The 23,236-nt window shown below is 54.9% G+C and carries 19 protein-coding genes and 1 pseudogene; 9 read left to right on the top strand and 11 right to left on the bottom strand.

Annotated features, from left to right (window positions below):
* Positions 1–54: 54 nt before the first annotated feature.
* The 4 genes from Q0J75_RS10405 to Q0J75_RS10390 all read right to left on the bottom strand — a co-directional run bounded on the left by Q0J75_RS10405 (position 55) and on the right by Q0J75_RS10390 (position 5,245).
* Entirely contained in the window at positions 55–333 is a 279-nt protein-coding gene (locus Q0J75_RS10405; RefSeq protein WP_297200730.1) for a transporter substrate-binding domain-containing protein, read from the bottom strand.
* Between the two features lie 154 nt (positions 334–487).
* The gene (locus Q0J75_RS10400) at positions 488–1,435 is read right to left on the bottom strand and encodes a diguanylate cyclase (protein ID WP_297200727.1); all 948 of its coding nucleotides are present in this window, start codon (positions 1,433–1,435) and stop codon (positions 488–490) included.
* A gap of 67 nt (positions 1,436–1,502) precedes the next feature.
* Positions 1,503–2,846 carry a GGDEF domain-containing protein gene (locus Q0J75_RS10395; RefSeq protein WP_297200721.1) on the bottom strand — a complete coding sequence of 448 codons (1,344 nt, stop codon included), beginning with the start codon at positions 2,844–2,846 and terminating at the stop codon, positions 1,503–1,505.
* A gap of 104 nt (positions 2,847–2,950) precedes the next feature.
* Positions 2,951–5,245, bottom strand: coding sequence for a putative bifunctional diguanylate cyclase/phosphodiesterase (locus Q0J75_RS10390; protein ID WP_297200716.1), 2,295 nt, complete (start codon positions 5,243–5,245; stop codon positions 2,951–2,953).
* Positions 5,246–5,823: 578 nt separating this feature from the next.
* Between Q0J75_RS10390 and Q0J75_RS10385 the strand changes: the two genes are divergently transcribed.
* Together Q0J75_RS10385 and Q0J75_RS10380 are read left to right on the top strand one after the other, a co-directional pair.
* Positions 5,824–7,119 carry a DUF4885 family protein gene (locus tag Q0J75_RS10385; protein ID WP_297200713.1) on the top strand — a complete coding sequence of 432 codons (1,296 nt, stop codon included), beginning with the start codon at positions 5,824–5,826 and terminating at the stop codon, positions 7,117–7,119.
* A 44-nt stretch (positions 7,120–7,163) separates the two neighbouring features.
* On the top strand, positions 7,164–8,237 hold the full coding sequence (locus Q0J75_RS10380; RefSeq protein ID WP_297200710.1) for a hypothetical protein: 1,074 nt from the start codon (positions 7,164–7,166) through the stop codon (positions 8,235–8,237).
* Positions 8,238–8,468: 231 nt separating this feature from the next.
* On the opposite strand, the pseudogene Q0J75_RS10375 reads toward Q0J75_RS10380, so the two are convergent.
* From Q0J75_RS10375 to Q0J75_RS13230, 6 genes and pseudogenes are all read right to left on the bottom strand, one after another.
* Positions 8,469–8,606 (bottom strand): annotated as a pseudogene (locus tag Q0J75_RS10375) (acetyl-CoA hydrolase/transferase C-terminal domain-containing protein); the annotation flags it as partial.
* Positions 8,539–9,354, bottom strand: coding sequence for a hypothetical protein (locus tag Q0J75_RS10370; RefSeq protein ID WP_297200707.1), 816 nt, complete (start codon positions 9,352–9,354; stop codon positions 8,539–8,541). The gene Q0J75_RS10370 and the pseudogene Q0J75_RS10375, both read right to left, overlap by 68 nt.
* Entirely contained in the window at positions 9,275–9,796 is a 522-nt protein-coding gene (locus tag Q0J75_RS10365) for a Na+/H+ antiporter NhaC family protein (RefSeq protein ID WP_297200704.1), read from the bottom strand. The genes Q0J75_RS10370 and Q0J75_RS10365 overlap by 80 nt, the downstream gene beginning before the upstream one ends.
* Before the next feature lie 279 nt (positions 9,797–10,075).
* Complete coding sequence (locus Q0J75_RS13240) at positions 10,076–10,351, bottom strand: hypothetical protein (RefSeq protein WP_363315739.1); 276 nt, start codon at positions 10,349–10,351, stop codon at positions 10,076–10,078.
* Positions 10,312–10,962 carry a sigma-54 interaction domain-containing protein gene (locus tag Q0J75_RS13235; protein WP_363315738.1) on the bottom strand — a complete coding sequence of 217 codons (651 nt, stop codon included), beginning with the start codon at positions 10,960–10,962 and terminating at the stop codon, positions 10,312–10,314. The genes Q0J75_RS13240 and Q0J75_RS13235 overlap by 40 nt, the downstream gene beginning before the upstream one ends.
* Positions 10,880–11,488: a PAS domain S-box protein gene (locus tag Q0J75_RS13230; protein WP_363315737.1), complete on the bottom strand. Its 609-nt coding sequence runs from the start codon at positions 11,486–11,488 to the stop codon at positions 10,880–10,882. Before Q0J75_RS13230 ends, Q0J75_RS13235 begins: the two co-directional genes overlap by 83 nt.
* 259 nt (positions 11,489–11,747) lie before the next feature.
* Here Q0J75_RS13230 and Q0J75_RS10355 point away from each other — a divergent pair, with 259 nt between their 5' ends.
* Positions 11,748–11,918, top strand: coding sequence for a hypothetical protein (locus Q0J75_RS10355; RefSeq protein WP_297200702.1), 171 nt, complete (start codon positions 11,748–11,750; stop codon positions 11,916–11,918).
* A gap of 119 nt (positions 11,919–12,037) precedes the next feature.
* On the opposite strand, the gene Q0J75_RS10350 is transcribed toward Q0J75_RS10355, so the two are convergent.
* Complete coding sequence (locus tag Q0J75_RS10350) at positions 12,038–13,747, bottom strand: amylosucrase (RefSeq protein WP_297200699.1); 1,710 nt, start codon at positions 13,745–13,747, stop codon at positions 12,038–12,040.
* A gap of 259 nt (positions 13,748–14,006) precedes the next feature.
* Here Q0J75_RS10350 and Q0J75_RS10345 point away from each other — a divergent pair, with 259 nt between their 5' ends.
* The 6 genes from Q0J75_RS10345 (at position 14,007) to Q0J75_RS10320 (ending at position 23,120) form a co-directional block, all read left to right on the top strand.
* Positions 14,007–15,875 (top strand): BMP family ABC transporter substrate-binding protein, encoded by a 1,869-nt coding sequence (locus Q0J75_RS10345; protein ID WP_297200696.1) that lies wholly within the window; start codon positions 14,007–14,009, stop codon positions 15,873–15,875.
* Positions 15,872–16,462, top strand: a complete 591-nt coding sequence (locus tag Q0J75_RS10340) for a metallophosphoesterase family protein (RefSeq protein ID WP_297200693.1) — start codon at positions 15,872–15,874, stop codon at positions 16,460–16,462. The genes Q0J75_RS10345 and Q0J75_RS10340 overlap by 4 nt, the downstream gene beginning before the upstream one ends.
* Before the next feature lie 328 nt (positions 16,463–16,790).
* A complete protein-coding gene (locus Q0J75_RS10335) occupies positions 16,791–18,806 on the top strand; it encodes an efflux RND transporter periplasmic adaptor subunit (protein WP_297200690.1) in 2,016 nt (671 codons plus the stop codon).
* A 1-nt stretch (position 18,807) separates the two neighbouring features.
* Positions 18,808–19,503: an ABC transporter ATP-binding protein gene (locus tag Q0J75_RS10330; protein WP_297200688.1), complete on the top strand. Its 696-nt coding sequence runs from the start codon at positions 18,808–18,810 to the stop codon at positions 19,501–19,503.
* On the top strand, positions 19,500–20,708 hold the full coding sequence (locus Q0J75_RS10325) for an ABC transporter permease (protein ID WP_297200685.1): 1,209 nt from the start codon (positions 19,500–19,502) through the stop codon (positions 20,706–20,708). The genes Q0J75_RS10330 and Q0J75_RS10325 overlap by 4 nt, the downstream gene beginning before the upstream one ends.
* Before the next feature lie 12 nt (positions 20,709–20,720).
* Positions 20,721–23,120 (top strand): S-layer homology domain-containing protein, encoded by a 2,400-nt coding sequence (locus Q0J75_RS10320; protein ID WP_297200682.1) that lies wholly within the window; start codon positions 20,721–20,723, stop codon positions 23,118–23,120.
* The last annotated feature ends 116 nt before the right edge of the window (positions 23,121–23,236 follow it).

Below are 23,236 nucleotides of genomic sequence, written 5' to 3'. Positions count from 1 at the left end.
TTCCCCGGCTACCGCCCTGAATAAATTTTGCTCTATTTGCACCCCAAATGGAGTTTACACAGAATTTGGGATTGACCAGTTCATGGTGCCCATCATGTCGATCTCGCCGTCCATCAGCATTTGCATCAGGGTATTGATTTGCGTATTGGTATCTCCCTCAACAGTTACAAACTCATAGTCCCAATTTGTATATAGACTGAGGTACTCCAAATAATCGACCATGTACCCGGAATAATCTCCATTTTCATCCAGGTAGGAGATGCCGTGCTGGATGGGAAATCCCACGCGAACGACGGTGTTCCCGTTGGAGGCAGCCTGTGCCGCTGGAGCCATAGATACCATCATACATATCGTTACGATTAGCCATGCTAACTGTCGCGCTCGTTTCACTGTAACACAGATCCTCTCTTTAACAGCCATATAGCCATGGTGTATCCACTTATGACAAAGCGGATCGGTTTTTCGGATTTGCATACTTATCTTCTGGTTACATGGATTCGGAGTGGTGTTGGCAGCTGTGTTTCTTGTCTTGGTAAAGAGCAACATCCGCTGCTTCCAGGACAGCTTCCAACTTGTCGGGGGCAAATGCCCTTGCCTTTCCAACCGAAACGCTCGTCCAGGCCCGCTCATCTTTTCCGGCGTCAGTCAAGGCGCTTTTGATTCTCTGTGCAAAAGCGTTTGCCTGGGTTTCTGTTTCAAAGCCGCCACAGAGAAGAATAAACTCGTCGCCCCCCATCCGACATACTACGTCAGATGCCCGAACAATATTTTTTAAGGTCGTGGCCATTTTTTTGAGAACATGATTTCCAGAAATGTGGCCAAATGTATCATTGATTTGTTTAAACTTGTCCACATCAATGAGAAAGAGCCAATAGGAAGAATTTGCATTCACATAGTACGGATACTGATCCTGAAAAGTGCGGTAATTGATTAAGCTCGTGAGTCCATCTCGCTCGGCCAGTGTTTGCAGATGCTCCATCTTTTCGCTGAACTGGCTTAGAAGGGTTTTGGGATAATATTCCCCATCAGCCTGTTCGGCATTGGGCAGTGAGTGATGAATATGAATGATTTTCCATCCGTCTTCTCTGCGCCGGTACACCATAGAGAAGCGGCTGTCCATATCAATGGTGACATCCTGCTCCTTATCTTCCCAGTAGATATAGATCTCTCCATACACCAAGCAGAGATCTTCCGACAACATAACCGGTTCACACCAGAAATCACGGAACTGAAAGGGAATGTGGTTACGCTCCGCAATTTCCTGATACATAGCGGCTTGAAAGTCTTGCGCCGTTTGATAGATTTCGTGCTTGCCCGTTCCAATAATGGTGCAGGTTGGATCAATCCAATTTTGGATGGGATGACGGCCATCCTTGTCCACATCCTCAAAATAAGTTTCCCACATCCGCTGGGTCAGCTGATAAAAGTCCGTCATATTGATTGATTGCTCCCTTCAGCCCGATGATTACAAAGCGTTTGCTTCCACTATTACCGGATTGTGCTTACTGACTCACTTGCCGGTATTGTGAATATTGATTTTTCCCCCTGCGCTTTGCATCGTACAGCGCAATATCCGCACAGTGGTAGAGTTCAGCAAACGACGTTCCGTCCTGTGGACAGCGTGCAATACCGATAGAGGCCGTTACCTCAACCGAGGCGCCGGATTCATGGTATTCTTTTCGCACCCGCGCAAGGATCCGGGAAACCAGAGAGTCAATATCCTTTTCTTGCACCGACCGCAGAAAAATAATAAATTCGTCCCCGCCAAGCCTGCCCACTTTATCGGTATTACGGCAAAGATGCTCTAATTTCTCCGCGGTGTCAATCAGCAGATTATCCCCTTCAATATGGCCAAATCGATCGTTGATCTGCTTGAAATTGTCTAAATCCAGCAGTAGAAGAAGGCTGTTCTCATCAGGCTGCGCAGAAATATGCTCATTGATTTTTTTCTCAATGGCAATCCGGTTAAACACCTTGGTAAGCCCATCTATTTCAGATATATGCCTCAGTTTTTTGACCGTGTGCTTACTTTGCTCCAGTTCAGAAATATCACGCACCGCAATAATCATGTCGTCCTTGCTGACATTGGGGTCCAAACTGATCTGGATATTATACCAGGCATCTTTTTTTAACGCGTCACTTTTAAAATCCCATGAATATCTGGTAACGCAGTTCCCGTTTTTATCAATTACTTTGCGCTCTGCAATGCATTTTTTAATTATTTTACAGTCTTCCGGCGGAAGAAAGCGCGGTAAAAGTTGAAGATAACGTGTAATGTCCAGTTCATATTCATTCCAAAACAACGGCAATACCGAGCGAACCGACATAATGGTTCCTTTGTCGAACTGAATCACATGCACGGCCTCAAAGGTATCCGCCAAAATTTGCAGCAGAAAATCCGATTTCAGGTATGAATTTCTGCTCATTCGCTCGCTGAACAGGGCGCCGGTTACATCCTGAAAGGTTCCCAGCAGCCGGATTCCTTTTTGATAGGCCATATCCCGCACACCAATGCTGCGCAAATACTTGGTACTGCCCGCAGGACTCTTCCAAGGGTATGTAATATCACCCCGTTCTCCCGCGATCATGGATCTGACATGCCGCTGCATCTCTGCAATATGCGAAGAGAAAATATTTTCTTGCCAGATACTATAGCAGTCTTCCGGAGATTCCTCCGGTGAAACGCCAAGGGCCTGCATGGAAACATCATCGCAGTACATACGCGGCGGCTTTCCTGCGTCTGTTTCTATGATCCAATGGCCAAAGACAATACATTCATCAGTTTGTTTCCAGTATGTCCAATCCTCATTGTCTTGTCCAAAGCGTGTATATTTTTGAGATTTCATGGGTGCACCTCTCCAAATAAGCAATCCACAGCGGAGCATTCAGGCAATTGACACGCGAATTTATTGCATATCTTTCCCTTGGATCTCATCCTGCCGGGGTTCTGTTATAGATCGGCCGACTGAGCATTTGGGAGCAGAAAGGTCTTTGTAAAGCGCTCTGCCGGAATTGGTTTGCTGTAATAATATCCCTGTCCATAATCACAGTGCATCTCCCGCATCAGCTGCACATGCTCAGCGGTCTCAATTCCCTCGGCTACGGTGGAGATGTGCAGCCACTTTGCCACCTCAATGACAACTTCCAGAATTTTGCGCCGGTTATATTCCTTGCTCCGATGGGCCTGAAGCAGGAAAGAACGATCCAGCTTCAGTTCATCAATGGGGATCTGGCTTAATGTATTCAGGGAAGAATAGCCGGTTCCAAAGTCATCCATGGAAATACGGAAGCCATGGGCGTGCAGCTGACCAATGCGCTCGGATACCTGCTCCGGGTTTTCCAGAGCCAGCCCCTCCAGGATTTCCAGAACAATATAGTGGCCGGGAATCTCATAGCGCTGGGCGATGGCACAGATACGCTGCACATAATCTTCTTCATAAAGCAGCAATTTGGTCTGATTTACTGAAATTGGAACGGGAGACAGCCCGGCGTCTATCCAGGCTCGGATTTGTTTGCAGGCTTGTTCCACCATATAGTAATCCAGCTGCACGCAGAACCCATTGCGCTCAAAAATAGGAATAAACTGATCCGGGAAAATGGTTTGGTTTTCGTCCACCACCCACCGTACCAAGGCCTCCGCTCCACTGAGCGTCCCCCGGTTCAGGTCCATTTTGGGCTGGAGGAACATCTGAAATTCGCCGCTTTCGAGGGCATACTCCATCCGGTTCTCAATAAAGGCTTGCAGCTTCTCTTTCTTATGGATTTCCGCGTCATAGAAAGAAATATTGGCTTGCTGGGTCTGCTTTGCGTTGCTCAGGGCCATCATTACATGGCTCATCAGTTCTTCATTGCGGCTTTTGCTGGAGCAGTCGGAGGTATAGGCGCAGCCACAGTAAAAGGAGATCGGGTAGTTGGCCGGAATACTGGTGCAACTCGCTTTTATCTCTGCGAATATGCCCTCTAACCGCTCCCGGACGGTATCCCTGTCCAGCGTTTTCAGGGCAATCACAAATGTATCTGCGGTATCCCGGCAGAAAAACTCGCCCGGTTCTATATGCCGCTTCAGGACTGTGCAGATATCCTTGAGCAGCTGGTTCGACCGTACCGGACTAAACAGCTCGTTGATATATTTGAATTTGCGAATATTGACGGACGCCACCACATATACCATGTTTTCTTTCCAGTTCTGGTCCAGAAGCTGAAAAAATTTATCTCGGTTATATGCGCCGGTCAGTCTGTCATGGTATGCAACCTGGAGCAGTTGCCTGCCATGGCGGCGGTTAATATAGAGGACCGCCATCACAAACACAATGGATGTAACGCCAAACATCACACCGATCAAGTGCGCATAATCCACCACACCTGAAACGGCATCGCTGATCCCCTTATCGGTGTCCACAATGACGATTTTATCTGAGCAAATACCCATGGGCATGACGCAGGCGTATAGGAGCAGATCGCCCGACTCAAATTCAAAAAATTTTGTTTCTTCTCCGGCCAGCGCCTGAGAGAACTCCTCACACGCCCCAACGCTCAGATAGGCCGAACCGTGCAGATCGTAAAATCCCTGGGTCTGATGTGTTCTTGTGGAGGCCACTACCGCCCCGTCAGAACTAAGCACGGCGGCTGCCCCGATATCGCTGACAGCGCCGATGGAGGACAAAATATCCGCATAGGCCTCCGTACTCACAGAACAGGCCAACACGCCGCTGATTTTGCCAAAGGTATAAACCGGGGTGGCATAGCCCACAGTGTTGTATCCCAGCATAGGGTCATAGAATGCCCGGGAGCAAAGGGAGTTCCCTTGCAGAGCCTGCTGAATGGCGGACTGCATTTCAGCAGTTTCATCGGATATCTCAATTGCAACGGGCTGTCCTTGGGCGGTCAGCTGCATACCTGTTCCATCCTGAGAAAAATAGCATAGACGGACAAACCCTACCGTACTCCCGGCATCCCATAGATTGGACAGAAGCCTTCCTGTCTCCTCGGGGGTGGTGTTTTCGGTGGTGGTATCTTCCAGTATGCAGGCCATGGCCCGAAGGGTTTGCAGGTCTGAGTTCATTTTGAAGAGAAATGACTTCTTATACTGCAGCGCTCGTTCTTCCAGACGTCCTTGCACGGACTCGGCATATAGTTCTGTAACAGACCCAAGCAAACATCGTGAAACGCCTACAATAATGGAACAAACAATCAGAAAAACAATTACCAGTTTTTTTAGTTTTGAGCGAATCTTTTGCTCACCCATTATATGGTACCTTCTTTTAGAGAATATGGATTGTTTTGAGGAGGATGCTTTTTACCAAGGCTGTCAAAAAAGACTGTATGGAATGAAAATATTTACAACCACTATTTTACCGGTCTTTTCAAAAAAAGCAAGCCAGTTCTCCATCACCAAGCGGTCAATCTGTTGCGCATCGATACTTTACAAATAGTATAAATACAGATTATATATCCAGAGAGATATTTTTGGGGGCTTTAGATACCGGGGAAGAGGACTGGGTAGAGCCCTTTTGGCAAGCCGCTTGGCCGGATTGAACAGGTTTCTCTGGCTAGAGATGGAAAGATAGGGTTAAAGGATGAAATATTATTATTTTAGCGGAATCTAAGCCGATATAATAGATATAGGGATGGGATTTGAGAAAAATGACGTGTGTACATTGACTTGTGATCGAAGTATCGAGGCACTCCCAGGTTTGATTCTCCCGCGTTCACGCTGGAAGGTGAAAAAATAAGTTCAGTGGAAGTGTCCCAATTCTTATATCTTCTTTCGTAATTATATATAGGGGAGAAACTCTTCTGCTTCAAAGTGAGGAGGATAGGAATATGAGTATGCAAGTTTCGTGGAATAACAGAGCCGCTTCGGTGGGGTATGCAAAACAGGCGGAAACAGATGGAAAGCAGCCCACAACATGGTCTATGACAGCCGGACAGGATCAGATTACGATTTCCCCGGAGGCAAGAGCCGCTTATGAAAACAGCGTTAATGAAGCGGCGGAGTCCAACACAGGGACTCTGGAAAAGATGACTTTTCCGAATCCGTTTGAAGAACTTGACAAAATGTTTGATGAATACGATGAAATCATCAACGACTATTATCAGGCTCAGGTTGAGGAAAACAATAAGTTTGCCGATCCAATGCAACACATGAATGATAAGTACAAAAATCCAAATTCACCATACTTTCGATGGGATATGACCGCAGAGGAGCGTGAAACTGCTTGGGCCTCTGAATGGGAGATCTATCAGTATGGTCATGTAGTTACTGGCAACTATGCTGATAATTACGCCTTGAGACAAGCAAATGTTACTGAGGGTGATTTGTACTTCCCGAAAACGTTGGGTGAGGCAGTCCAGAACGCCCGAAATGGGATTGGCGAATCGATTCGTGCAGAATTGGAACGCCAAGGGATTATCCTTCCAGAAGGCACATCCCTTTGCTTGACTATCGATCCATATGACTATCTGATTCATGTGGAAGGACTTGAGGATGATGCCTTGGCTCAGAAGATTGAAGATGCTCTCAATGACGGAAAGAATGGCTATAACCTGTATTATTCGTTGCGGCTGTCTGACCCCGAAAAGGCAACAGCTAATGCAGCCACCTATAAGACAGGATTGTACCATCTTACCAAGCAACTGACCGGGTATGATATGCGGGAACTGCAAAGCGGTGACGGTCATTTTTATCTGCCGGACGGCCGAGAGTTGTGGTCCGTTCTGGAAGAGCTGGTGAATGGAATGGGAGCGCAGAAAGCTGGAGATATTGGCCTGGAGCAATACCACCACACGTATACTTACCTGGGTCTGCGTGGTTGGGATGGTGCTCCCGACGCTGATCTCAGCATTGATTATGTGAATGGGCAGTTGAAAGAGGTTTCGGACGAGCCAGTGCAATCTGAAAATACCGATACGGAGGAACCGGCGCCGCCTGAAGAACCCAATCCAGAAGAAGAATTTGCTTTCACCGATCCAAACTATGGACTGTGGATGTTGGAGGACGGAAAGTTCCATCACTATCAGGTGCCGATTACAAAAGCAGATCTTCAGCAGATGGCTGATGAGATCCGCAATGGAAAGGCGCCAATGGAGCCGGTCTGGACGAACAGCAAAGCAGACTGAATTGCCTTTTATTGCGAATGAAGAGGAAAAGGAGAGAACAACAAATGAATGGAATCAACACATCCAATTACACGTACATAAAAACAGATCATGGAACCTTTCTGGATGCCTCAAAGGACATTCAGAAGGTTTCAAAAGACACCGTTGATGTGGATTCTTTTGTCCGGGTCGAACACTCCTATACCGGCAGTATCGATCCAGCCATCTGCAAGTATTTGGATGGTGCTGCTCCCTCCGAGCATAGCAGCCGCATAGAGGCGTGTATCAACCAGTTCTTTGATGGAACGATGTCAGAGTCAGAGTTACAGGCCGAGTATAGAGAAATGCTGAAAAAAGAGCTGTTTGGCTCCATGGAAAATCCGCCCTCTCCCCTAACTGAGTCCCAAAAGGAAACAGCAATGGATTTCTACAATGCGTTCCGGCAAAAGATTCTTTCCGTCGCCGTAGAGCGAAACAATGCCGAAGGGGAACAGTATATCACTGGGGACATGAATGTGCAGCGCAGTTGGAGTTATTACAATTCCGACTACTATTACACCAGCGAGTCAGCGATTTCCGCCATCACCAATGCTACCCAAACGATCTCTCAGGAGTATGACACCACATTTGAAGTTCCTGACTATCTGGAGCAAGGTAAAACCAACCTGTATAATTTTAATACAGCATTAAAAGGCGATCCCTTTATTGTGTCGAACTACAACTATATCGTTGACCCTGATGTGGCACCGCCCAAGAATTTTAAGTGGTTTTATCAAACCGGCGGAGATCCGGACAACTGCGCCAGAATGACCTCTTTTAGGGCGACAGACAAAAACGGAAATATAATCTATGAGGAGGATTACACCACCGACGAATTTGATCCCACAGATCCCCTCAAAGCCCAAATATGGGTTTCCTACACAGACGAGGATGGCGTAGAGCATCGTCTCAGCACAGACATTGTTTTTAATAATTCCAAGGATGACCTTCAAAATATGTTAGACTTGTTGTCTTTCTCCGATAAAGATGCGGACAAGGACAGCTTACTGAATAAATTTTTGTCTAACTTGCAGATCTATCCAAAGGGATATTTTGACCATTTCCCGATTTCAACTCGCAGTATGGATTTCAAAATTTAAAACTTGTTTGAAAAAGAGCGGCATACCCCAACAGCGGGGTCTTAGTCCATTGGACTGCACGATTTTTTGCTGGTATATCCAGTCAAAACCATAAAATTGCCCCGGTGTCGGCCATAGTCATGGCTAACACCGGGGCAATTGTCCTATATCCTTTAGCGTCCCGATTTCCAATTCATTGGGGGGAGAGCAGCATATCAAATGATACTGTGTTTGTTGAAAACAGGGATGGGATCAATAGGCACAGTGGAAACGCCGCTCAAACTCGGCTTTCAGAGCGTCCCGGAAGTCGGGATGGGCGATCTCAATGAGGGCCCGGGCCCGCTGGCGGAGGGTACGGCCCTTGAGAGCGGCAATGCCGTACTCGGTTATCCAGACCGCAGCAGGCAATGGTCATCAGACGGTGGAAGGCCTCGGGGTTGATGCCCAGATTGATATAGTTGGGCAGCATGGTATCGGCAAAGATTTGCAGGCCGCCCAGGGCGGTACCGGTGATGCCGGCCACGACGTTGACCGCCACAGAGGCGGAGACATAGGGGTTGAAGGTGGTGGACAGACTGTTGGCAAAGTCCACGAAGTACTGGAAACCGGGGGCTGCCTGAACCACACCGGCAAAGCCCATGACGCCGCCGGTGAGCAGCAGGGCGGAGGTGCAGGAGGACCACATACCGGTGGTGAAGGTCTTCAGGACACTGTGGGACTTCTTGGCCCCAAAGAACACCTTGGGGTTGAGCACCACACAGGCGATGATGGCGATGCACAGAGAGGTGAGGATGCTGTCGGTGGCGTTCATCACGTTCTTGAGGGCGATCATCACGAACACCACAATGAGCAGGGGGATGATGGAGGTCAGGAAGGGGGGCAGATCCTTGTCCTGCTCTTCCTCCTGAGCGTCTCTACCGGAAACCACGTAGCCCACACCCAAGGCGGTCTGACGGCGGGCCTGCCAGGTGACATAAGCGCCAGCCAAAACGGTGCCCACGACGCAAGCGATGATGCCCATAACAGGGGCGGAGAAAGCGTCCACACCAAGGCCGTACTCAGGCCGGGCCAGCAGGGCGTTGGTGCTGGTGGGGTTGCCCGGCAGACAGAGACACAGGGTAACAGAGGCGCACAGCACAATGCCGGGCAGCAGGTTTTTTGGTGATATTGGCCTTGCGGAACAGAGGGGCGGCCACAGGGTAGACGGCAAAAACGATGACGAAGGCGGAGACGCCGCCCATAGCCATCAGCAGAGTGATGAGCAGCGCGCCCAGAGGGGCCCACTTTACACCGAAGATTTTGAAAAGCACCTTGGCTACGCTCTCAGCGGAGCCGGTGACCTTCAAAAATTCGCCGTAGGCGGCGGCCAGACCAAAGAGCAGGAAGTAGCTTCCCACAAAATTTTTCAGACCCGTGGCGTAAGCCCCGCTGAACGTCTCCCAGAAGGGGAGCAGGTTAGTGACAACCACCACCAGCGACGCGATCAGGGATGCGATGAATGCGTTGACGCCCTTGTAGCTGAGGACGATCAGGCAGGCAATGGCCAGCAACAGCCCGATAACTCCGATTGCACCAGTCAAAGTAATTCCTCCCAATTCTCAATTTGGATGTTGCGAAGTACAGTTGGCCTACTGTATACGTGTATGGTAAGGAGCAAATGCTGTGCCAACACTGACAGCTCCGCCCGTTTCCATGCTCTTTTCCTTGTCTCCCAATGGATTGACGGTTTTTGCAACAGGAAAAGCAGGCTGTCCAAGCGTTTTAATATTGAAACACTTGGACAGCCTGCTTTCGGTAAAAACGTCAAAATGCCTTGTAAATCCGTCCTTCCGCCCGGTGATTCAAAAGTGAAACGCGTTTCATTTTTGAACCACGGGTGGTTCGCCATATTTCTTTCGTTTCCGCAGAAAAGTGGCCGGGTCCATGGAAAGGCTGGCGGCGGCTTTGCGGACGCTGCCGTATTTCTCGTAGGCGGCATTGATAAAGCGGGCCTCGAACTGCTCGGTGAGGGCTTTCAGATCCACGGTCCCTTCTTGCTTCGGACAAAAGAGCGCGGGGGTCCAGCCGGGGCAGAAGGGCAGGTCTTCCGGCCGGATCAGCTGCCCGCTGCTGAGAATGACCGCCCGCTCCACCACATTTTCAGCTCCCGCACGTTGCCCGGCCACTCGTAGGCCAGCATAGCCCGGACGGCATCCCCGGCAAACTCCTTGCGGGTATTATATTTCTGATTGAATTGGGCCAGAAAATGGTCCAGAAAGGCTGGGATATCGGCTTGCCGCTCCCTGAGGGGCGGGATGCGGATGGGTACCACGTTGAGCCGGTAGAACAGATCCTGGCGGAAGGTCTTTTGCCGTACCATCTCCTCTAGGTTCCGGTTGGTAGCGGCCACCACCCGCTGAATGGTCTGCTCCTGGAGTACCCGCAGCAGCCGTACCTGCATGTCCAAGGGTAGCTCGCCGATCTCATCCAAAAAGACGGTTCCTTTGTCCGCCACCTCAAACAGGCCCATTTTCCCCTCTCGGCTGGCCCCGGTGAAGGCCCCCCGCTCATAGCCGAAAAGCTCGCTTTCCATCAGGGTGGGGGAGATGGCCCCGCAGTTGATGGCCAGAAAACGCTCCTCCTTGCGGGCGCTGTTCTTATAAATGTATTTGGCGATTTTTTCCTTACCCACTCCCGTTTCGCCCAACAGCAGGACAGTGGCGTCCAGGGCGGCCACCCGTTTGACCTGCTCCAGCAGAGCCAGCATCCGGATCGGCTACGATGAGATCAGCGGAGGCCAGCACCTGCTTGCGGACGTACTCCGCCTCGGATTGGTAGCGCTCGGACAAAGCGGCGGTCTGGCGGTACTTCTCCTGCAACTCTCGAAGCTCTGTCATGTCCCGTACGTTGGTGACCACCAGCGTGATCTCCCCCTGGTCGTTAAAGACGGGGGTGGAGGAGATCAAGGCATGGCGGCCGGTGCGAAAGACCTGTTCTAGCGTCACCGGCGCCTGCTGGGCCAGGGCCAGCAGGGTGCCTGACTTGCTTATGATGCCCTCTCGCTCCAGATCCCACATGGAGCGGCCTACCACTTCCTCCGCTTGCAGGCCGGTGATATCCTTGTAGGCTCGGTTTACCCAGAGCGTGACGGCGTTGCCATCGGTAATATACATACCGTCGTATGAACTGTCCACGATGGCCCTCAGCTGCTCGTAAGCCTCCTGAAGACTGCCGAATATTTGCCCGTTCCATTTGGCGGGCCCACGGTTGAACTCCTCCTGCGCCACGTCCATGCTCCTCTCCTGCGGGGATTGGTTACCCGGATGTTTTGCCCCTTACAGCCCTGCTCAGAGGTTATCCCATTATAAACGGCGCGGCGGCCTTGTGCAAGATGGCGTAAGGGTATGGGCGGCGCTTCTCATCAGGTGGATAAAGGAAATATGGCTGTTTGTAAAATCTTTTATACCTACTTATCAAATAAAATGGACGGTCGATAACAGAAGTGGAGGGTTCTATGGAATCTTGCAAGTTTGTGAGAAAGGAGTGACTGCTATGGTGGACGCGATTATGGGTATGCAGAACTTCGAGCTGCAAAGCGCCTACAGCACGGCTCTGATGAAGCGTTCCATGACCGACGCGGAAAGTCAGGCGATCTCCCTGATCAACGAGATGATCAGTTCGGTGCCTGCCCCGGCCCAGTATAGCTTTGACGTCTATGCCTGAGCCTGAAGCGTGTGTGGACCGTAGCGCCGCTTCAACGGGGAAGGGGCCTGCCGTCTGCGATTGGCAGACGGCAGGCCCCTTCGGCTTATCAATTGAGCTTGGAAATTCTGAACCTCAAATCAGTGCTGGAGCAGCCACACAAACGCATAGGGATAAAGCTCCACATGATCCAGACAGTCATAGTGGCCGCCGTAGATCAGCTCCTCAAACGCGCCGGTTTCAGGTGCGGAGACGGTGACAAATTCGTTGCTGAAGTTAAACAGCGCCACCAGCTTGCGGCCCTCATACCAGCGGCCCAGGCCCAGCACGCGGGCATCGCCGGTGTCAAAGGTCCATACGTCGGCCCGGGCGTCGAAGGCGGGTTCACCGGCACGCAGCTGGGCCAGGCGGTGCAGGCCGTGGAACTGCTTGCCCTGGCGGGTCTGCTGATCGTTCCGCATGGCGGCCAGATCCCACTGGAACGGACCTTGATGGAGATAGCGGGCGTCGCCGGACTTAGCGGGGTCCTCGTGACAGCTATAGTCATTGAGCTGTCCGATCTCGTCGCCGCTGATCAGAGCGGGCACGCCGCTGAGGGTAAAGAGGAAGGCATGCAGCAGCAGGTCACAGGCCACAGTCTGGTCCAGCTTGAGATCGTTCTGCTCATAGTCGGCGGCCTCTACGCCGCACAGAGAGGCGGTGGTACCGCATACCTTGCCCTCCCGGCACAGCTCCCCCCGGCAGTTGCTGCCGGGGAACTTGCCGGTGGCCCAATCGTTGAGGTACTGGCGGTGAGCGCCCTCGTCGGTACCGCAGTGTTCTTTCAGCCAGCCATAGTCCAGACTCCACTCCACACCGTTGTTTCCATGGAGCCGGTTAAGGAAAAGCCGCTCCCGGGGCAGAGACAGGGCCTGCTCCACACCGTGGCGAAGAAGAGACACATCACCGGTGGCCAGGGTGTGCCACAGCAGCCCGCCCCGGTCCCGGCAGAGCATATGACACTCCGGCTTCCCGTCGGAGCCAAAGAACTCCAGGGTGCCAAAGTCGGGGGCGTCGCCCATCAGCAGCACGCCGGGGCACACCAGCTGGCAGATCAGCCGGGCCATCCGCAGCGTAGCGTGAGAGAAGGCGGCCAGATTGCCCAGGTACAGGGCGTCAGCCCCCAGGTTGGCCATGTGGAGCAGCTCCTCCACCCAGGCGTGGAAGGAGGGAGCGCCCTGGGGAGCCTCGGCCTTCAGGTCCAGGCGCAAATAGATCCCCTGCTCCCGGCAAGCGGCGGCGGTCTGGGTCAGCTCTGCCGCCGTGCCCTCCCCAGACAGGCACAGGAAGTTGACGCCGCACTCCTTCAGATAAGGCAGGTGCCCGGCCACACCGGACAGAGAGCCGGCAAATATGTCAGCATCCGCCGTCATAGCCAGCAGGTCCCGGCGGCAGTACCAGCAGGGATCGGCGGCCCGGCGCTCGTCCATCTCATGCAGAGACGCTTCCCGCGCCTCAAAGCACTGGCGCAGCAGGGTGAGCAGGCTGTCCCAGGCGGCCAGATCGCCCTGGTACTGCTCCCGGTACAGCCGCTCCAGCTCGCAGCGGTATTGGGCCAGGCGCAGATCAAAGGGACTGGGGGTGAGCTCCCGAGCCGGAGCGGCCTCCGTCTGAAGGGCGGGAGCTGGCTGGGGAGCGGGAGCGGCGGGCTGCTCCACAGGCTTATGGACGAGCAGGGACTCAGGCATCACAATGGAAGGACGGCGGCCCGGCACGGCGGGACGCTTCAGAAATTGATCCTCTTCCAGCGCGCGGATCATGCGCCAGGTATGGCAGGGTACGGTACCCTTGCGGTAATCACGTTCGTTCATGTTGTAACTCCTTTATGATACGGCCCCGGACAGCGGGTCCGACCGAATACGGGGGAACAGGCCGTTTAAATTCGGCCAATATGATAACTATAGCACGCTCGGGTACATTCTTCAACTGGAATGGCCCATTTATCCCTGTAATTTCCACCAAGAAAGCAAAAAAACGGGAGAAAAGGATTGTATTTTTTCATCAAGCATGATAGCTTGATGAAGGTAAGGAACGTATCACAGACGTCAGCAGGAAAGGGGGACGGCGGACATGCCGATCCTGGAGGAATATCATAACGCGCTCCGTCTGGGGCAGAAAGAGGTCAAGGCCGCGGCGGCCCGGGGGGAGGAGACCGGACTGCGGATCCTTCCCGGCGATCCGGAAGAGTTGGCCATGCGGCGGGAAAGTCTGGGAGTGGTGGAGGTGCCCAGCGAGCTTATTGTGGGCACCTGCAATGGGCTGCGGCGCATCAGCTTTTCCCCTAGCTTTTACCCCGTGCTGGAGGCCGACAGCGAATTTGCCGGTAAATGGATCGCCCTCTGCCAGGCCCATCTCAACGAGGGAATCCGGGACCCCATCAAGGCGGTGGAATACCTGAACCGCTTTTATGTGGTGGAGGGCCACAAGCGGGTGAGTGTATTAAAGTATTTTGGGGCGATCACCATCCCCGCGGTGGTCACCCGGCTGCTGCCCCGGCCCTCCGACAAGCCTGAGGTGGCGGCCTACTATGAGTTTTTGAATTTTTACCAGATGACCGGCCTGAATTTCCTGGTATTCAAGCGGCCGGGAGAATACCGGGAACTGCTGGAGGCCATGGGCCGCCCCAACCGGGAGGCCTGGAGCGCCGAGGAGATCTACAACTTCCGCTCGTTCTATTACATGTTCCGGGACGCCTGTCTCCGGGAAAATACCGACCCCCAGTATATCTCTCTGGCCTTCCTGGTGTATATCAAGCTCTTTGGATATCAGGCCTCCCGGAGCAAGCTGTCCACCCAAATCGCCAAAGAGCTGCCCATGATCCGGCAGGAGGTGCTCAACCGCCTGGAAAATGCCGGTGTGGCCCTGATGCTGGATGATGTGGTCAAAAAGCCCCTGTTCACTTTCCCCATCACCGAGCAGCTGCACGCCGCCTTCATCCACGCCGGCAGCAGCGAAACCTCCAAATGGGTATACGATCATGAGTGCGGCCGTTACCTGCTGGAGGACACCATGCACGACCAGGTATATACCACCTCTTATGAAAATGCCGTCACCGATGAGGCGGCGGAGGCCGCCATCAACGAGGCGGTGGAGAAGGGGGCCAAGCTGATCTTCACCACCGACCCGTCCCTGCTGCTGGTCAGTGTCAAGCAGGCGGTGCGCCATCCGGAGGTCAAGTTTTTCAACTGCTCCCTCAACAATTCCTATCCATCGGTCCGCACCTACTATCCCCGGATGTATGAGGCGAAGTTTATCAAGGGAGCCATTGCCGGGACCCTGTCCCGCAGTGGCTGGATCGGCTATGTGGCCGACTACCCCACTTTCGGCACCATTGCCTGCATCAACGCCTTTGCCCAGGGCGCCCGGATGGTGAACGCCAACGCCAGAATCCTGTTGTCCTGGGACAGTCTGAAGGAGGGGGGCGGTATTGACAGCCTGCGGGCCAAGGGCATTGTCTACATCGACTACCTGGACCGGCTGGCCGCCAACGCCGGGCCCCGCTCCCGGGAACTGCATAACTTGGCTTTGATCCAGTGTGACTGGGGCCGGTTTTATCAGAGCCTGGTACGCCGGGTGCTGGACGGCAGCTGGAAAAAGGAGAGCCAGGGCAACAGAGCCATCACCTACTGGTGGGGCCTCAACCAAAAGACGGTGGATGTGCTCTGTTCCCGTCGGCTGCCTGCCGGTACCCGGCGGCTGGCCGGGGTACTGCGGGACGCCATCCAGTCCGAACGGCTGGACCCCTTTTACGGGGTGCTGATGAACCAGCAGGGACATGTGGTCTACGGAGACAACGGACCGCTGCCCGCCCATCAGATCCTCACCATGAACTGGCTGTCCTCCTATGTGGAGGGCTCCATCCCCAAGCCGGAAGAGCTGACCGACCGGGCCAGAGAACTGATCCGCGTCCAGGGCGCGGAGGAGGCGTGTCTGGGGTGAAGCTGTTGGTGCTCTCCGATTATGAGTCCCCCTATCTGTGGGATTACTATGCGCCCGGAAAGCTGGACGGGATTGACCTGATCCTCTCCTGTGGGGATCTGAAGTCCCACTATCTCTCCTTCCTGGCGACCTTTGCCCACTGCCCTGTGCTCTATGTCCACGGCAACCACGATGGACACTATCAAAAGGACCCTCCTCTGGGCTGCACCTGCGTGGACGGGATGTATTATGAGTACCAGGGGCTGCGTATTGTAGGGCTGGGCGGCTCCATGCGCTACAAAGAGGGTCCCTATCAATATACCGACCGGCAGATGGATATTCGGGCGCTCAAGCTGACCCCTAAAATCTTTTTCCATAAAGGATTCGATATCCTGCTGACCCATGCCCCAGGAAAGGATATGGCGCCCTGCACCGATCTGGCCCACACCGGATTTTTGACCTTTAACAAAATGCTGGACCGATACAAGCCGGCCCTCTTTCTCCACGGCCACACCCACCTCAACTATGACCGGAGCATCCGGCGGGAGTGGATGTATGGGACCACCCGTGTGGTCAACGGTTATGAGCGGTACCTGGTGGAGCTGTGAGCCGGGAAAACGATCTAAAATACCCTTTTTCTACAGCCTTTGCCGGACCGAGAAGAATGCTTCTGGGTCCGGCGTTATTTTAGGGTTTGGAGGAAACTTTTTGGGCGAGCAAGCGTCTAATCAATAGAGGTACTGCGGACAAAGGATGGCAAATATTGGCGGAAGTTTCCGAAAGAGCCGGTATACACGGACGGAAGACGGACGCCCATGTGAGATGGATGGAGGAACTTAAGGAATTGTTAAGAATTTGTCATTGCTTTGTCATTGCTTACCTTAACCGGTATGCTAGAATGGCAGTGGACAAGGAATGTACAAGGAGGAGATCAATATGACGGATCAACAGACACCTGTGCTGGAGAAGCCTGTCCAGACCCCGCCGCCTGCGGCGCCCACGGGCCCCAGGAAGAAAAAACGAAAAGGGAAGCTGAAGCTGGTGGTGGGTCTGCTGGTCACCGTGGCGATCATTGCCGCGGTGGCGGTGGCGCTGTGGTATTTTGTGTTCCGGCAAGAGGACACAGAGATGGGCGAGGCTATGACCGACACCGTTCAGGTGGGCTCCATCCAGGTGAAGGTGGAGGGCAGCGGTATGGCCAAAGCCAACAAATCGGCTACCGTGACCCCAGGCTCCGGCACGGTTTTGGAGCTGTATGTCAAGGAAGGGGACCAGGTCACCGAGGGCCAGCCCCTTTACCGCATGGACGACACCGCCGCCCGGGAGGCGGTCAATACTGCCCAGGAAGCGGTGAACGAGTGCCAGAAGCAGATCCAGGCGGTGCAAGAAAAAATCGCCGAGCTGACCATCAAGGCCCCTCACGCCGGCAACCTGCGGGAAGTGGCCAACCTGAAGGCGGGGGATATGGTCAACGAGGGGGATACCATTGCCACCATTGTCAACGATACCAAGCTGCGTATCTCTCTCTACTACAGCTATGCCTATGAAAACGACATCAAGGTAGGGCAGACTGCCCAGATCTCCATCCCCGCCATCATGGACACCCGGACCGGCACCGTGGAGAAGATCAACAAGGTGCGCTTCGTTTCCCCCGAGGGCGCCACCCACTTTGAGGTGGTCTTTGTGATGGATAATCCCGGCACCCTCACCGAGGGGATGGAGGCCTCCGCCGGTCTGACTGCCGCCGATGGCACCCCCATCTATCCCTATCAGAACGGCAAGTTGGAATTCTATGAAACTACCGTGGTAAAGGCCAAGGCCTCCGGCCCGGTGGAGCAGTTCGGTCTGATGGACTATGCCGATGTAAAGGCCGGTCAGGTGCTGGCCCAGCTGGGATCCAAGACTGCCAATGAGGAGATCAGCACCAAGGAGGAGGCCCTGAAGGCTGCCCAGGAGAAGCTGAAAGAGGCTACCGATGAGCTGAGCAAGTATAACGCGGTCTCGCCCATCGCGGGGACCGTCCTCTCCTGCAGCCTGACCGAGGGCGCGGTGGCAGAGAGCGGCCAGGGCATCAGCATTGCCGACACCTCCCAGATGACGGTGGAGATCAGTGTGGACGAGCGCAATGCCCAGTATGTAAAGGTAGGCATGATGGTGGATCTGGACCAGTACGGTACTCCCTATATGGGCGTGGTGGAGAGTGTCTCCCTCACCGCCTCCGGAGAAAACGGGGTGGCCTCCATCCCCGCCGTGGTCAGAGTGGATAACTTTGACGGCTCCATGATCCCCGGTACTTACGTGAACTATTCCTTTGTGGCCAGCCAGGCGGATAACTGCCTTACCGTGCCGGTGGCCGCCGTCCAATACGTTACCTTTGATAATGTAAAGCTGCCCGATAGCCTGGATGCCGGACCGGCCGAAAACGGCGGAGAGGATATGCTCCCCGAGGACGGCTATGTGGACGACAACCTGCCGGAGGACGGGACGATGGACGACTCCCTGATAGGGGATGGAACCACGGACGACGCTTTGGTAGGGGACGGGACCACCGACGAAATCCTGATTACCGACGGTATGACCAGCGACGGCGCGGTGGCGCTGCCCCAGAGCTACACCAGCGGCGCGGTGCTCCGTAAGCTGGGCAGCATTATGGTCATGCCCGGCGGCGTGGCGGAGATCCCGTCGGAGGATGGCGGAAACAGCGGAGCCGGCGGAAGCGGCGGAGCCGGACAGGTCAGCAATACCATTGTGTTTGTGAAAGCCAAGGAGCCGCCGGTCAACGCCATTCTGGAGCCCGATCCCGCCTGGAAGTGCCCCGAAGGCTTCTGGGCCGTTCCGGTGGAGGTGGGTCTGGCCGACACCACCCGGGTGGAGATCAAGCGGGGTCTCAACGAAGGCGATGAGGTCTTTATCGGCTACGCCACCCAGAGTGCCGACAGTTGGGGTGGCTGAGATGCTGATTGACGTCAAAAACCTCTTCAAGATCTATCATGAAGGAGAGGAGAGCGAGGTCCGGGCCCTGAACGGGGTGAGCCTGGCGGTGGACCGGGGAGAGTTTGTGGCCATTATCGGCCAGTCCGGTTCGGGCAAGTCCACGCTGATGAACATTCTGGGCTGCCTGGATATCCCCACCTACGGCGACTACCATCTGGACGGGGTGGACGTGACCGAGCTCACCGACAAGCAGCTGGCCCACATCCGCAACAAACAGATCGGCTTTATCTTTCAGGGCTTCAACCTGATTCCCGCCCTCAATGCCTGGGAGAATGTGGAGCTCCCCCTGATCTATCAGGGGGTGCCCGCTTCCAAGCGGTGGGATCGGGTGGAGGCCGCCCTGGAGCGGGTAGGTCTGGCCGACCGGGCCGACCACAAGCCCACCGAGATGTCGGGCGGCCAGCAGCAGCGGGTGGCCATTGCCCGGGCTATCGCCACCCAGCCCCCCATCATCATGGCGGACGAACCCACCGGCGCCCTGGATTCCCGCACCGGCAAACATGTGCTGGAGATTCTCCATGGGCTCCATGAGGACGGCTCCACCATCATCCTCATCACCCATGACAATGGCATCGCGGCCACGGCCCAGCGGATTATCCGCATTGCTGACGGCCGTATCCTGTACGACGGAGACAGAGAGGGGGCCTTCTCATGAATCTGACCCAGGCCTTTAAGATCGCCATCAAATCCATTGCCGCCAAAAAGGCCCGTTCCGCCCTGACCATGCTGGGTGTCATCATCGGCCTGGCCGCTGTCATTATCCTGGTATCCTATGCCCAGGGACAGAACCAGCAGATGCGGGCGTTTTATGAGAGCCTAGGCACCAACATCATCAACATCAACGCCAGCAGCTGGAACAGCGAGGGCGTATCCGACGCGCTGTATGACTATTGTCAGGAGCTGGACGAGTATGTGCTGGGCGTCACACCCGTGGTGCAGATGTACAACCAGACCGTCATCAAGTACGGCGCCAAGACGCTGGACAACTACAACACCAGCTGGGAGGAGTCCCCTCAGGTGGTGATGGGCAACCAGCAATTCTCCCTGTGCAACAACTTTACCCTAGCCAAAGGGAGAGACATTGCCTACCTGGATGTGAAAAACTACAACCAGGTATGCGTGCTGGGCTCCAAAATGGCGGATGCACTCTTTAACTACATGGATCCGGTAGGGCAGACCATCACCATCAACAATATCCCCTTTGAGGTCATCGGGGTCTATCAGGAAAAGGACCCTGACAACATGACCGGTATGGACCGCTATATCGTACTGCCCTATTCCATGAACCGGGTCCTTAACGGACGGACCCAGATGGATACCTTTGTGGCCAAGGCCAAGGACGCGGAATCCACCACAAAGGCCATCACCCTGCTGAAGGCATTCCTCCAGGGGCTCATTGACCCCAACAGCGGCTATTACTCGGTCAATACCCCCAACCAGATCCAGGAGGAGGGGGCGGAGCAGGACAAGATGCAGCAGCGCTTTCTGGGCGGCATCGCCGCCATCTCCCTGGCCGTAGGCGGTATCGGAATCATGAATATCATGCTGGTCACTGTTACCGAGCGGACCAGAGAGATCGGCATCCGCAAAGCCATCGGCGCGGAACGCAAAAGCATCATTGCTCAGTTTCTCATTGAGGCCTGCATGATCTGCGGTATCGGCGGCCTGTTCGGCATTGCGGCAGGCTATGTCGGGACCCTCATCGTGGGCAAGCTGTCCTTCCAGACCATATTGATCCCCAACGCAGGGGTGACGGTGGGAGCCTTCTTTATTTCCGTCGCCCTGGGCGTGGCGTTTGGCCTCTATCCCGCCATCAAGGCCTCCGGCCTTCAGCCGGTGGAGGCCCTGCGGGCAGATTAAAGGAGTGAGATAATGAATAGGAAAAAATGGCTTTCCGCCCTGCTGGCGGCGGCTCTGCTGGTGGGGATGTTCCTCTTTCCCACGGCGTCGGCGGCGGGAAACAGCGCTTTTACCGACATTACCGACCCCAATCAGGCCAACGCCGCCGAGACCCTGCGGCTGCTGGGCGTGGTAAGCGGCAACGGCAGCGGCGCCTTCCGTCCCAGCAGTACCCTGACCCGGGGAGAATTCTGCAAGATGGTGGTGGAGATCATGGGTCGGGGGGACGAAGAACCCGCCCAGCGCAGCCGGACCATCTTTACCGATGTGGGCTCCAGCCACTGGGCCAGAGGCTACATCAATCTGGCTTCTTCCATCACCGTTGGCGGCGGCGCCTCTTCCGGTGACGGCGAGACCCAGACGCCCGGGACCCGCCTCATTATGGGGGTGGGGGACGGTACCTTCCGCCCTGACCGCCCCATCACCATGGGGGAGGCGGTGACCATCCTCATGCGGGTGCTGGGCTATGAGGATAAGGATGTGGCCACCGGTACCGTATGGTATGAGGGCTATCTGGCCCTGGCCGCCCAGGCCGGGCTGGATGAGAATCTGTCGGTGTCCGGCAGCGCCAACCTCACCCGGGGACAGGCCGCCATCCTCTTCTACAACCTGCTCTTTACCAAATCCAAAGGCAGCGAAGAGCTCTATCTGACTACCCACGGGTGCAGCATCACCGAGCCCGCCGTCCTGCTCAACGTGACCTCCGCCGCGGCGGGGGCGGACAACGGCAAGGTGTTCACCGCCTCCGGCACCTATCAGAGCGGCCGTGTGGGGCTGGACGAGACCCTGGGCGGCACCCAGGCCAGACTGGTGCTGGACAAGGACAAAAAGGTGCTGGCAGTCCTGCCTGAGGACGGCTATACCTACAAGGCCTTTACCGTTATGGGCAGTCCCCAGGCCAATGCCATTCCCACGGTGGATGGTGATACAGTGGCGGTAAAGCTGGACACCCAGGTCTACCGCAGCGACAGCGCCGACGCCTCCACCTATGAGAGCGTCTGGACCAGCCTGCGCACCGGTACGGCCATGGTGGCCTGCTACGATGCCGCCGGGCAGCTTCAGTACCTCTACCGCACCGCCGGCAGCACCAGCGGGGACAATGGCCATATCATGGTGGTCAAGAACAAGCCCACCGGTACCGGCAACGCCTTCTATCCCATTACCGCCGGAAAGACCCCCACGATTTACAAAAACGGCGTCCCGGCGGAGAACAGCGATATCCGTCAGTACGATGTGGGTACCTATGATCCCAACTCCAACACCCTGTTTGTCTCCGATCTGAAGCTGTGCGGCCTGTACGAGAATGCCTATCCCAATGCGGAGGCCCCCTCTACCATCACTATGATGGGAACGGAGTTCCAGGTACTGCCCAGCGCCATGGCCGATCTGGCCTCCTTCCAGGTGGGCAGCCGGGTCACGCTGCTGCTGACGGCCACCGGTGAGGTGGCAGGTGCGGTCTCCCCCGATGTGGCAAAGTCCAACGCGGTGGGCGTGGCCCAGGTAAGCTCCAAGGACAACGTGAGCATTACCCTGCTGGATGGCCTGATTACCCTGAAGGGCGGTACCCGGTACAGCGAGGGAGCCGCCGCCAAGCTCAACGGCTATCTGGTGACGGTGTCCTCCAGCGAGCCCGGTCTGCTGAATTTGAGCCAGGTCTATTACAAAGGCTCTGCCGCGCCGCTGGATCTGGAGAAGGAGATGCTGGGCACCAAGAAGCTTTCGCCCGGCGCCCGGTTCTTTGAGCAGGTGGGTAACGGTCCCTTGGCTGAAATCAAGCGCAGCGACATTACCGTGCCTCTGGTCAAGGCCGACCAGATCAGCTATGTGGGCTATGACTGGGCCGGACGGGTGGATAAGGTCGTGCTGAACGATGTTACCGGCGACCGCTATGCTTATGGGCAGATCTATTACCGTCCCTCCGGTGTGGTGGACATTGTCGGAGAGGATGGCACTGTTACGCAGACCTTCCAGAACGGCGAGATCCAAGTGACCAACGGCAGCGGCAACGTAAGCTATGTGGTGGGCAAGGCTGAGGGCGCCCAGAACCGCCGTATGGGCGGCGTGGCCGGCTCTCTGGACAAGGTGGACGATAAGAACCTGATGGCCGGATTTATGGAGGTTCAGTCTGCCTCTGGCATCCGCCGGGCTCAGTTTGATCTGGACACCATGACCCTGACCACCAACGAGATGGTGATCCCCATCTCCAGTCAGGTCCAGTGCTACAACAAGACCACCGGACAGTGGTACAGCGTCAGCGAGGACAATTATCTGGACAACCTGAAGCTGGCCCTGGCCTTCTGCGATGATATTACCGTCTACTATGACCGCTCTCCCGACCAGGGCGGCAAGGTGCGGATCGTAGAGGTCAAATAAGAATAAAAATTGCCCCCGGCGTAAAGCCGGGGGCAATTTTTCAGCCTGTCGAGAAACCCGGTTTATGCATCAAGCATAAGCCGGGTTTCTGGCGTATAGAGGCCAAAGAAGTACAA

Origin of the sequence: uncultured Flavonifractor sp., from assembly GCF_944385615.1 — a bacterium.
Lineage (GTDB): Bacteria > Bacillota > Clostridia > Oscillospirales > Oscillospiraceae > Flavonifractor.
Note: the sequence above shows the minus strand (reverse complement) of the source record. Positions and strands in the feature narration are given on the sequence as shown.

Bases quoted from the DNA above. Each gene is read 5' to 3' on its own strand.
- Q0J75_RS10405 (WP_297200730.1), bottom strand. From the start codon at position 333: ATGGCTCCAGCGGCACAGGCTGCCTCCAACGGGAACACCGTCGTTCGC.
- Q0J75_RS10400 (WP_297200727.1), bottom strand. From the start codon at position 1,435: ATGACGGACTTTTATCAGCTGACCCAGCGGATGTGGGAAACTTATTTT.
- Q0J75_RS10395 (WP_297200721.1), bottom strand. From the start codon at position 2,846: ATGAAATCTCAAAAATATACACGCTTTGGACAAGACAATGAGGATTGG.
- Q0J75_RS10390 (WP_297200716.1), bottom strand. From the start codon at position 5,245: ATGGGTGAGCAAAAGATTCGCTCAAAACTAAAAAAACTGGTAATTGTT.
- Q0J75_RS10385 (WP_297200713.1), top strand. From the start codon at position 5,824: ATGAGTATGCAAGTTTCGTGGAATAACAGAGCCGCTTCGGTGGGGTAT.
- Q0J75_RS10380 (WP_297200710.1), top strand. From the start codon at position 7,164: ATGAATGGAATCAACACATCCAATTACACGTACATAAAAACAGATCAT.
- Q0J75_RS13235 (WP_363315738.1), bottom strand. From the start codon at position 10,962: ATGCTGGCTCTGCTGGAGCAGGTCAAACGGGTGGCCGCCCTGGACGCC.
- Q0J75_RS13230 (WP_363315737.1), bottom strand. From the start codon at position 11,488: ATGGACGTGGCGCAGGAGGAGTTCAACCGTGGGCCCGCCAAATGGAAC.
- Q0J75_RS10355 (WP_297200702.1), top strand. From the start codon at position 11,748: ATGGTGGACGCGATTATGGGTATGCAGAACTTCGAGCTGCAAAGCGCC.
- Q0J75_RS10350 (WP_297200699.1), bottom strand. From the start codon at position 13,747: ATGAACGAACGTGATTACCGCAAGGGTACCGTACCCTGCCATACCTGG.
- Q0J75_RS10345 (WP_297200696.1), top strand. From the start codon at position 14,007: ATGCCGATCCTGGAGGAATATCATAACGCGCTCCGTCTGGGGCAGAAA.
- Q0J75_RS10335 (WP_297200690.1), top strand. From the start codon at position 16,791: ATGACGGATCAACAGACACCTGTGCTGGAGAAGCCTGTCCAGACCCCG.
- Q0J75_RS10330 (WP_297200688.1), top strand. From the start codon at position 18,808: ATGCTGATTGACGTCAAAAACCTCTTCAAGATCTATCATGAAGGAGAG.
- Q0J75_RS10325 (WP_297200685.1), top strand. From the start codon at position 19,500: ATGAATCTGACCCAGGCCTTTAAGATCGCCATCAAATCCATTGCCGCC.
- Q0J75_RS10320 (WP_297200682.1), top strand. From the start codon at position 20,721: ATGAATAGGAAAAAATGGCTTTCCGCCCTGCTGGCGGCGGCTCTGCTG.